A 2,245-nucleotide genomic window follows, 5' to 3' on the forward strand; every position below is an offset into this window, starting at 1 on the left:
CTTTGTGTAAGTGTCGAAGGTTTTCCACGTCGTCTGTTCCTCCTTCAACCACAGGTACTATATGATGGGTTTCGATTTCTTCCCCGTTGAATAAGGGTTCGCCGCATTCTGGACAATTCCAGTCTTGGTTATCTGCTATCGTATAAAGCTTAGAGCCTTTATTGAAGCGGGTTTTTCCAAGCTTCTGGTGGCGCTTGTCCCAGTATTCTTTTAACGAGGGGTCGTCGGGACTGGCGTCACCTTTAACCTTTATATGGCGCTCAATGGGAGTAGATGCAATTGAGTATAGGGTAAGTTCTTTGTCTTTGCCTCTTCGGTCGCTTGTGGTACAAGCGAATACCCAGTTGTTGCCTTTAATAGTTTTGAAGTAACGTTTCCGAACCCATTTCTTGTTTTTGTTGGGGTGTCTACGCTTTGCCCAACGCCAAAGGTATTGCCACAATCTGTATCGGATGTAGCCGAAGGTTTCCTTGCTAACTACCCCTTTATAGTAGTTGGCAAAACCTCTGAGAATTGGATTGAGCTTCTTAATTAAGACTTCCTGTTCTACACCATTTAGGTTTCTGACCTCCTCTCCCAGTCGCTTGCAGAAGGTTAATACCTTCTTTTTGGACGGCTTAATTAGGAGTTTTCCATCGTAGTGCCGGGAATTGAACCCCAGGAAGTCGAAGCCATCTTCCATTGACGTGATTATCGTCTTCTCAACGCTTAACTCAAGTCCTCTTTTTGACATCCATGCTTTTATCAGAGTTTGAGCAGTTTCTAGACTGTTTTTGTCTTTAGCCGTGACAATGAAGTCATCAGCGTATCGAACCACTCCAAGTTTCGGATTGGTGGCTTTTATAAAGTTTTCTAAGCCATGCAAACCTATATTGGCAAGTAGCGGCGAAATAACGCCGCCCTGTGGTGTGCCTTGTTCCGTGGTGTGTAATTTTCCTTGGAACACAAACCCCGCTTTTAACCATCCTTTGATGAGTTCTCTCTTGGGGAAGTTGCCCATCATGTTCAGGATGGATTCATGGGCGATGTTGTCAAAGAATCCCTTGATGTCTGCCTCTAGAACCCATTTGTGTCCGCCTGCTTTGTTGAACCCTACTTTGTTAAAGCATTGCTCAATGGCATCTTGACAGCTTCTTCCCGGTCGGAATCCGTAGGAATGTTGCTCGAATACGGCTTCCCATTCGGGTTAAGCGTGAATTCTTTACTATTGCCTGTTCAATTCTGTCTCGCACGGTCGGGATGCCGAGCGGTCGTTTCTTCCCGTTAGGCTTCGGTATCTCCACCCTTCGGGTTGGTTTGAGGTTTCCCCCATTCCAGTTATTTACCAGAATCACTCGTTGCTCCGGGGTATTGATTAATTCTTTATCAATGCCTGCCGTTGCTTTACCTTGATTGGTCTGGGTGATACGTCGAACTGACAGTAGCAAATTTGCGTAGCTTCGTATCATCAACTTCTGCAAACTTCGTAGTTTACGGAAGTTACCAATTTTTCTCGCACGAAAGATTCTTTGACGTAGGTTTCTAACGAGCTTGTTAAGCTTATTCCAGATAATTTGGTTCCAGCTTTCAAGCCGTTTTCTTAGTCTGTTTGTTGTCAGTGATGACACCATCTAACTTGTCCTTGAATTCGATTCCTTTGATTAAGTTTCTTTCGTAGAAGACCCAGAATAAGTCTGCTTTCCTTTCGGTCAGGGGTGATGTTTCAATCCCTATCTGGTTCGTTACAAACCAGCATTCGCTTTTTCTTCTATCCTTTACCCTCCAGAGAGTTCCGTCTTTGTTACCTCAGACCTACTAAGAGTGTTCGACCTCTCCTAGACTCTGTAGGGCTTACCCTGTTGTATCGTTTAGTTTTCTAGTTTCCGTTAGGTGCTATCTTTCCTGCGGTGGAGATGCGTGTTCACACGATTTATGAAACACCGAATCATAAATCCTATCCACTTACCTTTTTGGTTAGAGCCTTTCAGCCTTATTTGGCTCTTTGTAGGATGACGCAGTTTTAGTGATAGTTCACTTACGTTCACCATTGGAAACTTTCCCTCTTGCTCCTAAACCAGCTCAGGCTGCTAGTTTCGGCTACGTTCGTGGTCTGCACTCCGACTTTTTCGTTACCTACTTAGTCGTGACCAGACTCTAACGAGTCTCTTTACGTAAGGGTAGTGGGTGTGAATCCATTAGGAGAGTAGGCTCTCCTTACTAAACGACCAGTTCAGGTCGCGCCGGTCTGTCCTACCCGAACTCAGGG

The 2,245-nt window shown here is 45.0% G+C and carries 2 protein-coding genes; both read right to left on the reverse strand.

Going from position 1 to position 2,245, the window contains the following annotated elements; translation table 11 throughout:
* Window positions 1-1,117: reverse transcriptase domain-containing protein (locus tag QUB06_RS34395; protein ID WP_333439298.1), on the reverse strand; the 1,117-nt coding region annotated here is incomplete at its 3' end.
* Entirely contained in the window at window positions 1,113-1,610 is a 498-nt protein-coding gene (locus tag QUB06_RS34400; RefSeq protein WP_333439296.1) for a reverse transcriptase N-terminal domain-containing protein, read from the reverse strand. The genes QUB06_RS34395 and QUB06_RS34400, both read right to left, overlap by 5 nt.
* Between the last annotated feature and the right edge of the window lie 635 nt (window positions 1,611-2,245).

The sequence above is a fragment of the Microcoleus sp. D2_18a_D3 genome (genome assembly GCF_036702455.1).
Classification (GTDB): domain Bacteria; phylum Cyanobacteriota; class Cyanobacteriia; order Cyanobacteriales; family Microcoleaceae; genus Microcoleus.

Coding starts and splice junctions, on each gene's coding strand:
- QUB06_RS34400 (WP_333439296.1), bottom strand. CDS start 1,610: ATGGTGTCATCACTGACAACAAACAGACTAAGAAAACGGCTTGAAAGC.